15 protein-coding genes are annotated in these 15661 nt (G+C 64.8%); 11 read left to right on the top strand and 4 right to left on the bottom strand.

What is annotated here, in order from left to right; translation table 11 throughout:
- Positions 1 to 54 precede the first annotated feature (54 nt).
- The 3 genes from IEX24_RS10645 (at position 55) to IEX24_RS10635 (ending at position 3101) form a co-directional block, all read left to right on the top strand.
- Positions 55 to 894, top strand: coding sequence for a class II glutamine amidotransferase (locus tag IEX24_RS10645; protein ID WP_188677909.1), 840 nt, complete (start codon positions 55 to 57; stop codon positions 892 to 894).
- Positions 895 to 956: 62 nt separating this feature from the next.
- The gene (locus IEX24_RS10640) at positions 957 to 1283 is read left to right on the top strand and encodes an antibiotic biosynthesis monooxygenase family protein (RefSeq protein ID WP_188677907.1); all 327 of its coding nucleotides are present in this window, start codon (positions 957 to 959) and stop codon (positions 1281 to 1283) included.
- Between the two features lie 138 nt (positions 1284 to 1421).
- On the top strand, positions 1422 to 3101 hold the full coding sequence (locus IEX24_RS10635; RefSeq protein WP_229715232.1) for a SulP family inorganic anion transporter: 1680 nt from the start codon (positions 1422 to 1424) through the stop codon (positions 3099 to 3101).
- A 199-nt stretch (positions 3102 to 3300) separates the two neighbouring features.
- Here the strand turns inward: IEX24_RS10635 and IEX24_RS19855 are convergent, their stop codons facing one another.
- Positions 3301 to 3423: a hypothetical protein gene (locus tag IEX24_RS19855; RefSeq protein WP_268236245.1), complete on the bottom strand. Its 123-nt coding sequence runs from the start codon at positions 3421 to 3423 to the stop codon at positions 3301 to 3303.
- A gap of 155 nt (positions 3424 to 3578) precedes the next feature.
- Positions 3579 to 4559, bottom strand: coding sequence for a 5'-3' exonuclease (locus IEX24_RS10630; protein WP_188677905.1), 981 nt, complete (start codon positions 4557 to 4559; stop codon positions 3579 to 3581).
- A 59-nt stretch (positions 4560 to 4618) separates the two neighbouring features.
- Here IEX24_RS10630 and IEX24_RS10625 point away from each other — a divergent pair, with 59 nt between their 5' ends.
- The 5 genes from IEX24_RS10625 (at position 4619) to IEX24_RS10605 (ending at position 8636) form a co-directional block, all read left to right on the top strand.
- Complete coding sequence (locus tag IEX24_RS10625; protein ID WP_188677902.1) at positions 4619 to 4819, top strand: ribbon-helix-helix protein, CopG family; 201 nt, start codon at positions 4619 to 4621, stop codon at positions 4817 to 4819.
- The gene (locus tag IEX24_RS10620) at positions 4816 to 5190 is read left to right on the top strand and encodes a type II toxin-antitoxin system death-on-curing family toxin (RefSeq protein ID WP_188677899.1); all 375 of its coding nucleotides are present in this window, start codon (positions 4816 to 4818) and stop codon (positions 5188 to 5190) included. Before IEX24_RS10625 ends, IEX24_RS10620 begins: the two co-directional genes overlap by 4 nt.
- Before the next feature lie 107 nt (positions 5191 to 5297).
- On the top strand, positions 5298 to 6107 hold the full coding sequence (locus IEX24_RS10615) for a tyrosine-protein phosphatase (protein WP_188677896.1): 810 nt from the start codon (positions 5298 to 5300) through the stop codon (positions 6105 to 6107).
- A 96-nt stretch (positions 6108 to 6203) separates the two neighbouring features.
- Positions 6204 to 8204: an ABC1 kinase family protein gene (locus IEX24_RS10610; RefSeq protein WP_188677893.1), complete on the top strand. Its 2001-nt coding sequence runs from the start codon at positions 6204 to 6206 to the stop codon at positions 8202 to 8204.
- Positions 8205 to 8207: 3 nt separating this feature from the next.
- Complete coding sequence (locus IEX24_RS10605) at positions 8208 to 8636, top strand: hypothetical protein (protein WP_188677890.1); 429 nt, start codon at positions 8208 to 8210, stop codon at positions 8634 to 8636.
- 63 nt (positions 8637 to 8699) lie between these two features.
- Here the strand turns inward: IEX24_RS10605 and IEX24_RS10600 are convergent, their stop codons facing one another.
- The gene (locus IEX24_RS10600; protein WP_188677887.1) at positions 8700 to 11207 is read right to left on the bottom strand and encodes an HAD-IC family P-type ATPase; all 2508 of its coding nucleotides are present in this window, start codon (positions 11205 to 11207) and stop codon (positions 8700 to 8702) included.
- 84 nt (positions 11208 to 11291) lie between these two features.
- Positions 11292 to 12704 (bottom strand): protein kinase domain-containing protein, encoded by a 1413-nt coding sequence (locus IEX24_RS10595; protein ID WP_229715231.1) that lies wholly within the window; start codon positions 12702 to 12704, stop codon positions 11292 to 11294.
- Between the two features lie 160 nt (positions 12705 to 12864).
- Here IEX24_RS10595 and IEX24_RS10590 point away from each other — a divergent pair, with 160 nt between their 5' ends.
- The 3 genes from IEX24_RS10590 to IEX24_RS10580 all read left to right on the top strand — a co-directional run bounded on the left by IEX24_RS10590 (position 12865) and on the right by IEX24_RS10580 (position 15623).
- The gene (locus tag IEX24_RS10590; protein ID WP_229715230.1) at positions 12865 to 14142 is read left to right on the top strand and encodes an APC family permease; all 1278 of its coding nucleotides are present in this window, start codon (positions 12865 to 12867) and stop codon (positions 14140 to 14142) included.
- 9 nt (positions 14143 to 14151) lie between these two features.
- Positions 14152 to 14565: a hypothetical protein gene (locus tag IEX24_RS10585; RefSeq protein ID WP_188677885.1), complete on the top strand. Its 414-nt coding sequence runs from the start codon at positions 14152 to 14154 to the stop codon at positions 14563 to 14565.
- A gap of 122 nt (positions 14566 to 14687) precedes the next feature.
- Entirely contained in the window at positions 14688 to 15623 is a 936-nt protein-coding gene (locus IEX24_RS10580; RefSeq protein WP_229715229.1) for an MFS transporter, read from the top strand.
- Positions 15624 to 15661 lie beyond the last annotated feature (38 nt).

Raw genomic sequence — 15661 nt, 5'->3', positions numbered from 1 at the left:
CATGTCAGCTTCTGTCATCACTGCTTTTCACTGACTGATCAGACGGAGAAGAAAATGTGCCGCTGGCTCGCATATTCGGGTGAACCGCTTCGACCGGCAACAGTCGTGCTCGATCCGCAGCATTCGCTCGTCGCCCAGTCGCTGAACTCGCCGCTCGGCAACGAAACCGTCAACGGCGACGGCTTCGGTTTCGGCTGGTACCCCTCTGGAGCGGTCGCGGGCAGCATTCCGGCCCTGTTTCACTCCATCGAACCGGCCTGGCACGACACGAACCTGCGCGAACTGACGGGCGCGATCGAGAGCCCCTTGTTCTTCAGTCACGTGCGCGCAGCCGCGGGGCCGCCCATTCAACAGACCAACTGCCATCCATTTCGCTACGAGAATTGGATGTTCATGCACAACGGTTTCGTGAGCGGGTTCGCTGCCTTCAAACGTGAATTGGTCTTCGCGATCGACCCCTCGCTGTACCTCGAACTCAAGGGCACCACCGACTCCGAGGTGCTTTTCTACCTCGCGCTCACGCTCGGTCTGCGCGAAAACCCGATGGCGGGGCTTGCCGCGGCCATTTCGCTGATCGAGAAGGTGGGCCGCGAGCACGGCGTCGCCTTTCCCATGCAGGGCACCATTGCTGTGGCCGACGGCGCCACCATCTGGGCGCTGCGGTATTCGTCGCAGGGGGCGACTCGCACGCTGTTCCACTCAGCCGACATCGAGGCACTTCGAGAGCTGTACCCCGACACGGCGTGGCTGAATCTGTTCGGAAAGGCTGCGCACGTGGTGGTGTCGGAGCCACTGAACGATCTGCCGGGGGCATTTCTCGAGGTGCCGGAGTCGACTTTCGTGACCCTCGATGCCAGCGGGTACCATCACCAACCGTTTCTCGTGGCAGCATGAATACATCCACCCGCGAACGTCTCGTTGACATCGCCGACCTCGCCGACCACAAAGGATGAACCATGACCGTCATCAAAATCAACGCCATCACCGTGCCCGCCGACAGTGGCGACGAGCTGGCGCACCGCTTCGCGGCCCGAGCGGGGGCCGTTGACGATCAGGCCGGCTTCGAGGGCTTCGAGTTGCTGAAGCCCACCGACGATCGCACCACCTGGCTGGTCGTGACACGCTGGGCCGACGAAGACTCGTTTCAGGCCTGGGTCAGCTCGCCGGCATTCGGGCAGGGGCACCGCAGCGAAGCCGAGCGTTCGGGCCAGCCCGCAGCCCGCCCTGTGGGCGTGAGCAGCGAGCTCTGGTCGTACGAGCCCGCCGGTGGCTCGGGTCACTGAGATGGCTGGGCCGAAGAAGTCGCGTCTCGCGAACAGCGACCAGTCTCGCTTCGCCGACCGCTCCAGACGCCGCGCATAGCAGCGAGTGGCGACCAGCGTGCGGCGAGGAGTGGGGGAGTGAGCGAGCGGCAAACAGTAGTGCCTGAACGAACTCGGCGGGGCTGGTTCTTTCCGACCATCCGGGAATACCAGCGCAGCATGCTTCAAGCCGACGTTCTGGGCGGACTCACCGCTTCTGCGGTGATTCTGCCTCAGGCGATGGCCTACGCCACCATCGCTGGTCTGCCGGTGCAGATCGGGCTGTACACCTGCATGCTGCCGGCCGTCGTCTACGCTCTTCTCGGTGGTTCGCGAGCGTTGAACGTTTCGACCACGTCGACCATCGCCACGCTGACCGCCTCGTCGCTGCTCGCCGCCTCGACTGCGGCAGAGTCGGCCGAGCCGGTTCGCGATCTCGTGACGCTCACCCTCATCGTTGGCGTTTTGCTGATACTGGCCCGGCTGTTTCGCTTGGGCTCGCTCGTCGAGAACGTGTCTGAGGCCACGCTCATCGGCATCAGAGCCGGTACCGGGCTCACCATTGCGGCAACTCAGCTGCCCAAGCTGCTGGGCATTGCGGCACCACCATCGGGCACGGGCTTCTTCGAAACGCTCGGGTACACCGTGGCACACCTGGTCGGTGCGAACGGCGCCACCGTCGTGTTGTCGGCCGCATCCATTGCCCTGTTGCTGCTGATCGCGCGGTTCTTCGCGCGCATTCCGGGGGCGCTCATCGTGGTGGTGGTAGGCATCGTGCTCATGGCGTTCACTGGGCTGGCGGGTGCGGGGGTGGCGCTCATCGCACCTGTTCCGAGTGGGCTGCCGGGCATCCAGCTGCCCGACGTCGCGGCGTTCGGGGCAGTGCTGCCGAGTGCCATCGCCATTGCCATCATGGCGTTTCTCGAGTCGATTTCGGCCGGGCGCAGCGTGCGAACGAGCGACGAACCCGATATCGATGCCGATCAAGAGCTGCTCGCGCTCGGCGCCGCGAGTGTGATTTCGTCGTTCACGCAGGCGATGCCGGCGGGCGGCGGATTCTCGCAGGCGGCCGTATCGCGTCAGGCCGGCGTGCGCACCCAGGTGGCGAGCCTCACGACCGCGGTCATCGCGGTGCTCGTGGCGTTGTTCTTGGCGCCGGTGCTCAGCGACCTGCCGCAGGCGGTGCTCGGGTCGCTCGTTATCGTGGCGGCCGTCGGGCTGGTGAAGGTGCGCGACTTCACACGGTTGGCGCGCATCAGCCCGGTAGAGGCGTGGCTCGCTCTCGCTACCGCCGTCGTCGCCGTCACGGCGGGGCTGCTGGCGGGTGTGGTGACGGGTGTGCTGATAACGCTGGTGCTCGTGCTGCGTGAACTGAACCAGCCGCAGGTGGCGCCGATCTACCGCCGCGCCTCGGGAGCCTGGTCGATCGTCAGTCAGCCCGGCGACCAGCCGCCGCTCGCGGCCGTTCTGCCCCTGCACCTGACGTCTGGGCTGTACACGGCGAACATCAAACCCACCACGCGTGCCGTTGTGAGTGCAGTGCAGGCGCTCACGCCGATGCCGGCGATCGTCATCTTCGAGGTGGCGAGTTTGCCGCACATGTCGGTGACAGTACTCGACGGCTTACGCGACCTCGAGGCGTCGCTGGTAGGGCTCGGCTGCACGCTCTACCTCGTGGGCTTACCCGAACGGGCAGTGGATGCCGCGTGCAACTCCGAGTGGTTCGCGGGCTTCGAGGGTGCCGGCCACCTGCAGCCGACCATTGATGCGGCGCTCAAGGCGGCAGGCCGCCTGACCTGAGGTGGCGCGTGTCGGCGAAAGGCGAGATCTGTCGGGTCGGCTGACTGTGCGGGTCGGCTGACTGTGCGGGTCGGCTGGCAGTGCGGGTGCTGGCAGTGCGGGTGCCGGCAGTGCGGGGTGCCGGCAGTGCGGGTGCTGGCAGTGCGGGTCGGCCGGCAGTGCGGGTGCTAGCAGTGCGGGTCGCGGGTCGACCGCTCTGCTAGTGCTGGTCGCGAATGCGAATGACTTGGCCGAGCGCGATGGCCACGGGCACCGAGATGATGGCCCAGAGTGCGACCACGGTGATGGTTGCGTCGAAGAGGTGGTGCGTGATGTCAGACATCAACGCGGGTTTCGTTCCGTTTTCATGCTTCAACGCTACGTCTGGTAGAGCGGCCGGGCATCCGTCGACAGGCTGATTTTCAGCGTCATCACATGTGTGTATCAGGCTTCGCTCGGGCCCGGCCACGATGGCGCGGCACCGCGCTGGGAGAGATCTCAGCGCGCGGCAGCGGCCCGGGCATCCAGAGCCGTTCGCGCCCGGTCGGCCGAACCGCCGAGGCCCCATTCGGCGGCCAGCTCAGTGATGCGGTCGAGCTGTTTCGGCGTGAGCGGCTCGATCGTGTCGGCCACCTCACCGAGATCGAGATCGCGCACTACCTCGACCACCTTCGGTGCCACCGCGAGGTAGTCGACTGCCGCGCTGATCTTCGTGCGAACCGACGCCGACATGGTGGCCGCTGTCGCATCGGCTTGCGCACCGCCATCAGCGTCATCTGTCGCGGCCGCCACGATGTCGTCGATACCGCCGAAGTCACGCACCAGGGTCGCCGCGGTCTTGTCGCCGACCCCGGCAACCCCCGGCAGGCCGTCTGAGGTGTCGCCGCGCAGCACCGCGAAGTCGACGTACCGGTCGGGCCCCACCCCGTATTTCGCCCGAACAACATCGTCGGTGACGAGCTCGAGCTTGCTCATGCCGCGGGCGGTATATATGACGCGAGCGCTCGCCGCATCGTTCACGAGCTGAAACAGATCGCGGTCGCCGGTCACGATGTCGACCGGTATCGATGCTGCACCGGCGCGCGTGACGAGCGTGCCGATCACGTCGTCGGCCTCGTGGTCTGGCGCACCCACGATGGCAATGTCGAACGCCCCGAGCAACTCTCTGATCAGCGGAAGCTGCTGCACCAACCCCGGCGGCGTCTCTTCGATGTCGACTCCGCCCGGCACCTCTTCGGCCACCCGATGCGCCTTGTAGCTCGGGATGAGCGCGGCCCGCCACATCGGCCGCCAGGCGTCATCCCAGCAGGCGACCAACGCGGTCGGCTCGAACTCGGCGACGAGCCGCGCGATCATGTCGAGCAGCCCCCGAGCGGCGTTCACCGGCGTTCCGTTCGGCGCCTTCACCGTGTCGGGCACACCATAGAACGCGCGAAAGTACAGTGATGCGGTGTCGAGCACCATCAGTCGGCCGGTCATACCCCCGATCATCCCACGCCTCACCCTGGGCGCTCGAGTGGTACCATAATGGTATGGCTATGACGGTACGACTCCCTCAAGAACTCGATCGTCAACTCGATGAGTTGGCGGCGCGTGAGCACATGTCGAAGCACGCCCTTCTTCTGCAAGGCGCTGAGCTCGTGGTGCGCGCTCGTTCGCGTAGGGAAGACATCAACCGTGGCATGGACTTCGTCTTGCAGCACGACGCTGAGTTACTGAGGCGCCTCGAAGACGCGTGACCGACTACCTCACTCTCGACGACGCGCTACACATCGTAAGTCGACTGGGCTTTTACGTCAGAGATGCAGGGTTACTGTCTTCTGCGCTGGCTCGCCCCTCCGCCTCCCTGTTCGAGGTGGATGCCTACCAGTCCATTGACCGCAAGGCGGCGGCGCTGCTCGAGTCGCTGGTTCAAAATCACTCGCTCGTCGATGGCAACAAGCGTACGGCCTGGGCCTTGATGATTATCTTTTTGTGGATCAACGGTTGGCAACACGAGTTCACCGTCGACGAGGGCTTCGCCCTGGTGATGGGAGTCGCGGAGGGCGCCATCGACATCGACATGGGAGAGCGGCTGATCGCCGAGCGACGGGTGGGCCGGCGCGACTGAAGCGGCGAGCGAATCCCACGCCGCCACCCCGGTGCGAGCGAATCCCACGCCCCTGCCCGGCCCACGGGGAATTCGATAGGCTCCGGGCAGTGAACGAAGGAGACGTCATGGTCAGCGAAACGCCCGCGCCGGGGCAGAACATCGCCATTGCTACGGTGCCGAATCTGCGCGACGTCGGAGGGTGGCAGACAAGCACGGGAACGGTCGCACGCGGCAAGCTGTATCGTTCGGCCCAGTTCTCGGCGCTTCAGGGGGCTGACGCGGCCGCGTTCGCAGAGCTCGGCATCAGAACGGTATTCGACATGCGCACCGAGCCTGAACGCCAGGAGCAGCCGAACATCGTTCCCGACGGCACGAACTACGTCGTCATCGATGTGCTGAAGGATGCCTCGGGCGCAGCCCCCGCGCAGCTCATCGCCTTGCTGCAGAACCCGAAAGCCGCGGAAGAGATGCTCGGCGACGGCAAGGGCGTAGAACTCTTCACAGGTGCCTACAAACAGATCGTCGACCTTCCGAGCGCCCGCTCGGCCTACCACGACTTCTACACGGCACTGGCAGACGAGCACATCTTGCCAGCCGAATACCACTGCACCACCGGCAAAGACCGCACGGGCTGGGGCACCGCGGCCCTGCTGCTCTTGCTCGGCGTGAGTTACGACGACGTGCTCACCGACTACCTGCTCACAAACGACCAGCTTCTGCCGACACTGAAGCCCGTCTTCGACCAGTTCGCTTCGATCGGCGGCGACCCTGACCTCTTGCTGCCCGTTCTGGGTGTGCAGAAAGAATACCTCGACACTGCCGAAGCCTCGATGACCGCCCAGTACGGAGACATCGAGACCTACTTCACGAAGGGCCTCGACATCGACGAGGCGACCATCGCGAAGCTGCGCGAAATCTATATCGAGGTGGCGTAGTACCCGAGGTCACGATCTCACCGTAGCCGACCCGGCAGGCGGTGGTTGGCTAGACTGCGAGGCAACGTCTTGCCGCTAAGCAGGGGAGCAACAGCCGTGTTCGACATTGTCATTCTGATCATCGTGGGCATCATCTCGGCGGTGTTCGTCGGGTTCGTGAGCCGCCGGGTGCTCGGGGTGCCGGTGGGCTGGCCGCGCAGCATCGTGGTGGGCATTCTGGTGTTCATCTGCGGCCTGCCCTTCTCGTTCTGGGTGCTGAGCGAAACCGGCGCCATGGTGAACAACACGGCCAACGCGTCAGACGCCGTCATCATCACGCTGATTCTGCTGTCGGTCGCCTGGGTTTTTGCGCTCGGCGTAGGCCTGCTGGTGATTCTCGAAGCCATTTTTCCGACCTCTGGCCTTCGTAACCCCATCGATGTGGTTCGGGCAGCGTTTCAACGGCAGAAGCGAACGCGGCGCTATCTGCAGATTCTCGAGATAGCTTCGCGCAGCGGCGCCGGCTGGCTGGTGCGCGGGCGTAATCGCACCGACGCAGAGCTGACTACCTCTGAGCAACGTGCGGCCGCGGTCGTGAAGACCATCAACCAGTCGGGTGTCACCTTCGTGAAACTCGGCCAGGTGCTCTCGACCCGGCGTGATTTGGTGCCCGAGCCGTACCTCTCGGCGCTCGCGTCGCTGCAATCGGGCGCAACGACCATTCCCTGGGTCTCGGTCAAGGCAGTCATCGAAAGCGAACTCGGCCGGCCCATCTCTGAGGTGTTCACTGCCATCGACGAAGAACCGCTCGCGGCCGCTTCGGTCGCCCAGGTGCACACCGGCATTCTGCTCGACGGCACGAAAGTCGTGGTGAAAGTGCAGCGGCCCGAAGCCAGGGCGCAGGTCGAAGCGGATGTCGACATCATTCTGCGGCTCGCCAAAACGGCCGAACTGCACACCCAGCAGGGTCGCGACCTGCGGGCCGAATCGGTAGCGCGAGGCTTTACGCAGACCCTGCTCGAAGAACTCGACTACCGCATCGAGTACTCCAACACCGAGATGGTGCGCCAGACGCTCGTGCAGATCGCTCAACACGCAGATGACGCGGACATCACCATCGACGTGCCGAAGGTGTATCGCGAGGCGAGCACGCGGCGCATGATCACGATGGACTTGGTCGACGGCCAGCCGCTCAGCCGTGCATCCGCTGCTGTCGCGGCCATGACGCCCGAGGCCCGGCGGGCGCTCGCGGTGGGGCTGATGAACGCTGTGCTCGAGCAGATTCTGGTCTGCGGAGTGTTTCACGCAGACCTGCACCCGGGCAATGTGATTCTGCGCGAAGATCAAACACTCGGGCTCATCGATTTCGGCGCGGTGGGAGTCATCGAGCGCAGTCAGCGCGAGAACCTGGCCGCGCTGCTGCTGGCGGCCTCTGCCGAAGACGACATTGCGGCGACCGACGCGCTCATGCTCATCGTCGACGTGCCAGAAGAGGCTGACATCGACAGCTTTCGGCACGACATCGGCCTGGTGCTCACCACGGTTCGGTTTCGGCGCGGCGGCGACGGTTCGATCTTCAGCCTCATGCTCGACGTGATTCGGCAGCACCACATCGCGCTGCCGGCGACACTCTCGTCGGCGTTCCGCAGCTTTGCAACGCTCGAGGGCTGCCTTCACGTGATCGTGCCCGACTTCGACATGGTGACCGAGGCGCTGCCGCGGGTGCCCACGTTGATGCGGCGCATGCTCGACCCGAAACGCATCGCCGTTTCGGCTCAGGCGCAGGTCGCTGTGGGCCGTGCTCTGCTGCGCAAGTTTCCGCGGCGTATCGACTCCATCATGCAGAAGCTCGAATCGGGCACGTTCGGCATTCGCATCCGATCGTTCGGCGAGGGCGACGACCGCGAGTGGATCAACGGCATCGTCTCAGAGTTCGTGGGCGCTTTCGTGTCGGTCGCGGCCGTCGTCATCGCCATCGTTCTGGTCATCAACGGCGTGGGCCCGCTCGTGGCGCCGAACCTGCACCTCTTCGACCTGCTCGGGGCGGTCGTAGGCTTCTTCGGGTTCTTAGGCATTTTGCGAACCCTCTTGCGTACGTTCGTGAAGCGGGTGCATTGACCGATGAGTGAAGTGGATGCTCAACAAGCCACCCGCGCACCGGCGAGTGTGATCGTGGTGGTCGTTCTGACCTACATCGCCGGAGTGCTCGACATCGTGGCCGGCATCTTCGTCATTCTGCTGCGATACGCCGACGACGTCGACGAGATCGGCGGGCAGGCCACGGTGACCCTCATCGGCGCTGCGACGATTCTGCTCGGACTGCTGACCATCGCCATCGCGTCGGGGCTGTCGCGGGGCGATCGGGCCGCGCGCATCGCCGCGACGGTGATTCTCGGCATCACGCTTGCGGTGGGCGTCACCGCCATCGTCACCGGGTCGGGCATCTCGGTGTCGACCATCGTCGAGGTGGTGCTGATCGCCGGGGTGATGACGGCGCTCTACGTCGGCCCGGCATCCCGATACTTCGCCAAGCGCAGCGCTGACTCGTAAGCCGGGCCGCGCATACTCAAAGCAGAGGCCGAGTCAGTGCTTGCCGAGTCAATGCTTGCTGGGTCAGTGCTTGCCGAGCAGCGGAGGCGGCCCCGAGTGCCGGCGCACGTAGCGCACGTGCACGAACCGCACGATCTCGATGCCGCCGATGGTGAGCGCCGAGATCAGGATGACCAGCAGCGCTGTCGTCAGCGACGGGTTCACCAGCTCGAGAAAGTTCGTGACCAGCGGAATCGAGTACACCAGAACCAGCCCGATCATCATGGCACCGATGATCAGCGTCTTGATGCCGTCGATGGGCCGCGAGAGCACGATCAGAATCCACAGGCCCACAATGGCGAGAATGAGGGTAGAGCCGGTGCGGAGTTCGGCTTCGCTGATGCCGGCGTCGAGCGAGAGCCGGGTGTAAAGCGCCAAAGCGAGCGCGATCACGAGCCCGGCGGGAATGGCGAAACTCAGCGAGCGACGCAGGAAGCCCGGAATGTACCGCCGCGTGTTGGGCATCAGCGCCAAGAAGAACGACGGAATGCCGATGGTCAGACCGTCGACAATCGACAGCTGGCGCGGCAGAAACGGAAACTGCAGCAGAAATGCGCCGAAGATCACCGCGAGCGCTGTGGCGTAGGCCGTCTTGGTGAGAAACAGCATCGACACGCGTTCGACGTTCGCGATGACCTGCCGGCCCTCGGCGACGACGCCGGGAAGGTGCGAGAAGCGGCCGTCGAGCAGAATGATGCGGGCGACGGCCTTCGTGGCTGCCGAGCCCGAATCCATAGCGATACCGATGTCGGCCTCTTTGATGGCCAGCGCGTCATTGACACCGTCGCCCGTCATGGCCACGGTGTGACCGGCCTGCTGCAGGGCGATGACGATGTTCTTCTTCTGCGCCGGAGTCACGCGGCCGAAGACCACGTGTTCAGCCAGCACGGCGGCGAGGGCATCCCTATCGTCGGGCAACTCGCGGGCGTCGAAGCCGTCGAGCACTTCGAGGCCCACCTCGCGGGCGATGGCGGCCACGGTGTGCGGGTTGTCGCCCGAGATGATGCGAACGGCCACGCCTTGGCTGGCGAAGTAGTCGAGGGTTTCGCGGGCGTCTGAGCGCACGCTCTCGCGGAACGTCAGCAGCACCACGGGCTGCACGCTGCCGTCGCCCGGCAGACGTTCTAAATCGATGTCGTCGGCGCTGAGCTGGTGGGGGGAGTGGGCGAGCACCAGCGTGCGTCGGCCGGAGGCGGCGAGTTCGGCAGACTGCTGGCGGAGCGCCACGCCCGAGTCGGCAGAGTCGGCCGAGCTCCCGCCTGCTGGAAAGACCATTTCGGGCCCGCCCAGAACCCAGGTGCCGCCGGCGCCGGTCACCTCAGCGAAACTGACCGCGCTCCATTTACGTGCAGACGAGAACGGAATACGCCCGCTCGGCTCACGGGCATCGGTGACCGGGTACGGCACGGTGAGGCAGCGTGCGGTCGCATTCGCGTCGGGCTCGGCCCCATACCAGGCGAGAACCCTCTGCCAGCCCCGCGCAGAAACGTTGCCAGCGACATTGCCGGTGGCAGCATCGCCCGCGCCAGCAGCGCTAGCAGCGCCACCAAGAGCAGGCACCGGATGCACCGCGTCGAACACGATGTCGCCTTCGGTCAGTGTGCCCGTCTTGTCGAGACAGATCAGGTCGATGCGGGCGAGCCCCTCGACGGCGGCAAGCTCTTGCACGAGCACCTTCTGCCCCGAGAGCTTCACCGCGCCCACCGCGAATGCGATGCTCGTCATCAGCACCAAGCCGAGCGGAATCATGGCCACTACCGAGGCGATGGTCGACACCGCACCGTTGCGCCACGCGCCCGACGAGATAGCCTCGGGCCAGCCGCCGAGCGCCACCATCTGGGCATTCAGAACGAGCAGGGCGATGGGGCCGATGATCCAGGCGATCCACTTCAGAACCCTATTGATCGAGGCGCGCAGCTCGCTCGTAACGAGCGAGAACTTCTTCGCCTCGCTCGAGAGCTGGTTCGCGTACGAGTTGGCGCCGACGTGCGACACTCGCGCCGTGCCTTCGCCGCCCACCACGATGGAGCCAGAGAGCACGGTGTCGCCTGCGACCTTGTCAACGGCATCCGATTCGCCCGTCAGCATCGACTCGTCGAGCTGCAACCTCGCGGAGTCGACAATGACCGCATCTGCCGACACCTGATCGCCCGCGCGCAACACCACGATGTCGTCGAGCACCAGGCCGGCGACAGGGATGTTCGCCTCGTCGCCATCACGCAAGACCCGTGCGAGCGGGGCGTGCATCAGCGCGAGCTGATCGAGCGAACGTTTCGCCCGAAACTCTTGCACCGACCCGATGACGGTGTTCGCAATGGCGCTGAGGCCGAACAGGGCGTCTTGCCAGCGGCCGAGCAGCAGCAACACGATGAAGCAGGCCGCGATGATTCCATTGAAGAGCGTGAACAGGTTGGCGCGAACGATGCTCCATGCGCTGCGGCTCGAAGCGGCAACGTAGGCGTTATCGTCGCCGCGGGCAACACGTTCATCAACCTCTGCAGATGACAACCCGAGTGTCGCTATAGCCGTCATGGCATCCCCTCGTTGAGCCGGCTACACCAGTTGCACTGGCTGAGCCGAATTCCCGCCCGCCAAGTCTCGCAAGCCGGTGCCTCACTATCGAGACAACGGTAGCGCCTCACCGGGCGTGCCCGCGATGTCACTAGTGGTGCGAAGGCCCACCTGGCGAAGCTCGAGCTGCGCCACAACGAGGGCCGCGAGGTCTTTGAGGTTCTCGATTTCGGCCTCGTCGGCCTCACCAGGAACGAAGTCCATCACGCCCAGCGTGCCGATGAGCTCGCCCGACGAACGCTTCAGCGGCACCGAAACATAGAATCGCAGCCCCAATGGGCCGGTGACCAGCACGCTGTCAGATGTGCGGGTGTCGAGCATGCCGTCTTCGATGACGACCGGGTCGTTCTGCGGCAGCATGATGGTTGTCAGATCGACCTCGCGAGCGATGCGTTCAACATCGTCTCCGTAGTGCGATTTGAACCACACCCGGTCGTGATCGACCACGCTCACAATGGAGATCGGCGCCGAGAACAGTCGCGCGGCCATAGCGGTGACCCGGTCGAGCGCTTCGTCGGGAAGGGTGTCGAGCGACGCGGGCCGCGAAACCGGCTCGCCGTGAACCTCGCCCGGCGCGAAAAGCGGCTCCATGGCCTCGTCTTTGTGCTTGCCGCTCTCGGCGATGACCACCTGTTTCAGCACGGCGACCAGCTCGTGACGTACGGGCCGCGCGGCCGGATCGCGAGCGGTCATGGCGGCGAGCAATTGCTGCCAATAGTCGGGCAGGTCGTCGGGAATCACCGGGTCACGCGAGAGGCGGGCGAGGGCAGATTCGACGACGCCGCCGGGAAATTCAAGGTGCCGTGTGAAACACTCCAGCAGCACAAGACCGAGCGAGTAGACATCGCTGGCCGGCCCGATGGGCTGCCCCGATGCCTGCTCCGGGCTCAGGTACCCGGCGGTGCCAGTGGTCGTTCCGTCGGTCGTGAGCCGTTCGAGGTCTTCGGCGATGGCGATTCCGAAGTCGGTCAGTTTCGCGCGAGCCCGAGGTGAGCCGTCACCGTAGTCGACCAGCAAGATGTTCGACGGTTTGATGTCGCGGTGAATGACTCCGTGCGCGTGAATGTAGTCGAGTGCCTCGGCGAGGTCGTAGCCGATCTCGGCGATGTGCCGTGAGGTGAGTGGATGCCGCGACAAACGCTCGTGCAGGTCGCTGCCATTCACCAGTGCCATCACCAGGTAGCGCGTCGACCGACCGTATTCGTCGACGTCGATGCCGGCATCGTGAATCTGCACAAGAGCGTGGTGGTCGAGCCCGGCAAGAACGGCGAGTTCGCTCTCTTGACGGCCCGAGTTGACAGCGCTAGCGTGAAACAGCTTCACCGCGACGTCGCGACCCAGGGTCTCATCATGCGCGAGAAAAACCGTGGCGAGACCGCCGTGGCCAATGGTTTGGCCGAGGCGGTAGCGCTCGCCGAGCATCCGTGCTCTCGGTTCGTCAGAAGGCGCATCGGCCACAAGTGCTGCTTTCGGTTGACTCTAGAATCGGGTCAGGTGACCAGCCTCTAGAATACCGCGAACCCCCAATCTGGCGGTGGGCCTTGACGGTGAGCCGATTTTCCCGGAAGACGTCGCTCTCGTTCACCGGCCAGATGCATCGCTGCCGTACGATACGCGCGTGACTCCGACTGTGCCGCCCTCGCTCGCACGCCGCCTCGGGCTCGGCGACGCTGTTTTCATCGGCCTGGGCTCGATGATCGGTGCTGGAATCTTCGCGGCGTTCACCCCGGCCGCACAGGCGGCGGGCAGTGGGCTGCTCATCGGTCTTGGCGTCGCCGCCATCGTCGCGTTCTGCAACGCGACCTCGTCTGCTCAGCTTGCGGCGACGTATCCGGCCTCGGGCGGAACGTACGTTTACGGGCGAAAGCAACTCGGCCCGTGGTGGGGTTTCATCGCCGGCTGGAGCTTCATCATCGGTAAGACGGCGAGTTGCGCTGCAATGGCACTGACATTTGCCGCGTATGCCGCGCCGCCCGGCTGGCAGAAGCCAGTCGCCGTTATTGCCGTGCTTGCGCTCGCAGCAGTGAACTATCGCGGCGTGACACGCACGGCGACGCTCACGCGCGTCATTGTCGTGGTGGTGCTGCTCACGCTCGCGCTGGTCGTAGCGGCCGGGTGGAGTTCTGGGCTTCCGGTGCTGAACGCCTGGGAGTCGGGCAATCTCTCCGGCGATCTCGTCGCTCACGGGTGGTACGGAATTCTGCAGTCGGCCGGACTGCTCTTTTTCGCGTTCGCCGGTTACGCGCGCATCGCGACCATGGGTGAAGAGGTTCGCAACCCCGAGCGCACGATTCCGCGCGCCATCACGCTCGCTCTGGGTATCGCGGTGGTGGTCTACGCGGTCATTGCGATCATCGTGCTGGGCACTCTGGGAGCCACAGCGGTGGCCGGTTCGTCTGCTCCGCTCGCCGATACGGTGACGGCAAGCGGATGGCTGTGGGCCGTGCCTGTGGTGCGTTTCGGTGCCGCCGCTGCGTCACTCGGTGCGCTGCTGGCGCTGATCGCGGGCATCGGCCGAACAACGCTCGCGATGTCACGCGAGGGCGATCTGCCGCGCTGGCTGGGCGTCATCCACCCCCGCTTCGCCGTGCCGCACCATGCCGAGGTAGCGCTGGCTGTCGTGGTGAGTGTGCTGGTGCTGACCGTCGACCTTCGCGGCGCCATCGCCTTTTCGTCGTTCGGGGTGCTGCTCTACTACACGGTGGCCAACGCTTCGGCCTTCACCCAGCGCGCGGCGCAGCGTCGGTACCCGCGAATGCTCGCTGTGCTCGGGGTAGCCGGATGCCTGACCCTCGTCATCACGCTGCCCTTAGCCGGCATCGTTGTTGGTATCGCTGTCGTTCTCGTGGGTGTGGTCTACCGCCTTGTGCTTCTGAGCGTTCGTCATGGCCAATAGAGTTCTGTCATGAGTAACACGCGCCACAATCAATCAGGCAGCAAGATCAGCAGCGGGCAGCGCAAGAACAGCCAGACGGGCGGGTCGACGCAGCACACAGCGCTCGAAGACGGCCGCCGCGGTGGCTGGGGCGCTTTCGCCGGGCTGATCACCTTCGTGCTGATCGCTTTTCCGCTTTCTACGACCATCGCGTTCGCCACACACCCCGCTACACAGACACTGTTCGGCTCGCACCTGGCCGACGCGAGCCAGTTCGGCTACCGTGCGTTCTGGTGGATTCTGTCGCTGATGCTGCTGGCGTTGCCGTTTCTGGTGGGCTACGGTCTCAGCAACCTCGGCGGTCGGGGCATCAAGATCGCAGGCGCCGTGGTGGCTTTGTTCGTCATCGTCGTTGTGGTGCTGGGGCAGCTTTTCGTCTACTGACGCACGTGCCCTGCCGGCGCCGCTGCCGAGCGGAGCGTACGCCTGAGACTGGCGTTTGTCACCTGGTTCCCGGCACGAAAAACACAGGGCGGCCCGGTGCGGCTCTCGGCTCATTCGCCAACTTGTTTCTGCTGAACCCCGACATCTTCGCCGAGAACATCGGCTGGCGCATCGGCTTCTTCATCGGCCCGGTGCTCGGTCTCGGCGTCATTTTCCTGCGCAGACACATTCCCGAGAGCCCACGCTGGCTGATGACGCACGGGCGCGAGAAAGAGGCCGAAGAGACGGTCGACGACATCGAAGCGCGGGTCGAGCGCGAGGGCGGTGAGCTGACGCCGGTGGATGATTCGCTGGCGATCACGGTGAAGGCTACCGAGAGCATCCCGTTTCGCCAGATTGCGCACGTGCTGCTGAGGCAGTACCCGAAGCGCACCCTGGTGGGCGCGACCATGATGATCACGCAGTCGTTCTTGTACAACGCCATCTTTTTCACCTATGCGCTGGTGTTGCAGAACTTCTACGGTACGAGCCCGAGTTCGACACAGTACTTCTTCTTTCCGTTCGCCATCGGCAACCTGCTCGGGCCCCTGGTGCTGAGGCATCTGTTCGACGTGTGGGGTCGACGCAAGATGATCTTCTTGACCTACGGAATCGCCGGGGTCGTGTTGGCCGTATCTGCGGTGCTCTTTCACGCCGGAACCCTCAACGCCGCGACCCAGACCATTTTCTGGTGTGTCTCGTTCTTCTTCGCTTCGGCAGGCGCTTCGAGTGCGTATTTGACGGTGAGCGAGATCTTTCCGCTCGAGCTTCGCAGCCAAGCCATCTCGTATTTCTTCGCGCTCGGGCAAATAGCCGGCGCCGGTGCACCGTTGCTGTATGGCGTGCTGATCGGTGACGGCTCCGACCGTGGGCCGCTCACCGTGGGGTACTTCATCGGTGCCGGCGTGATGATCATCGGCGGTATCGTGGCGCTGATCTTCGGGGTGGATGCCGAACGGAAGTCTCTCGAGACCGTGACGGCACCGCTTTCGCTCGTGACGACTGACGACAAGAGGTAGCGCCCGCACTGCAGCTGTAGCTTCTCGGTGGCGTGCCG

The organism is Subtercola lobariae (assembly GCF_014640255.1).
GTDB classification, from domain to species: Bacteria; Actinomycetota; Actinomycetes; order Actinomycetales; family Microbacteriaceae; genus Subtercola; species Subtercola lobariae.
The sequence above is the reverse complement of the archived record's forward strand: the minus strand, read 5'-3'. Positions and strand labels throughout refer to the sequence as shown.